The organism is Mesorhizobium sp. M2E.F.Ca.ET.209.01.1.1, assembly GCF_004010375.2.
GTDB lineage: Bacteria > Pseudomonadota > Alphaproteobacteria > Rhizobiales > Rhizobiaceae > Mesorhizobium.
This window is the reverse complement of the sequence record NZ_SADP02000898.1, coordinates 1-311: the sequence shown is the minus strand read 5'-3', so window position 1 is coordinate 311 and position 311 is coordinate 1. Positions and strand designations below refer to the sequence as shown.

The window sequence follows — 311 nt, the reverse complement described above, 5'->3', positions numbered from 1 at the left end:
GCCAGCACACCCACCGCCGCCTTCGTCACTGTCGGCGCGGTGTTCCTGGCCGTGACCGGGGCCGAGGCGCTTTATGTCGATCTCGGCCATTTCGGACGCAAGCCGATCGTGCTGGCATGGTTTTCCGTGGTGTTTCCCTGCCTGCTGCTCAACTATTTCGGGCAGGGCGCCTTTGTGCTCGCCAATGACGGAAAACCGACCAATCCGTTCTTCCAGATGCTGCCTGACTGGGCACTGATGCCGATGGTAGGACTTGCAACTGCCGCCACGGTCATTGCCAGCCAGGCGGTCATTTCAGGGGCTTTTTCGCT

Annotated in this window: 1 protein-coding gene; it reads left to right on the top strand. The window is 61.1% G+C overall.

The features are described 5' to 3' along the window. The coding region (locus EN852_RS38385) for a KUP/HAK/KT family potassium transporter (protein WP_189546599.1) at window positions 1-311 on the top strand (311 nt) is incomplete at both ends.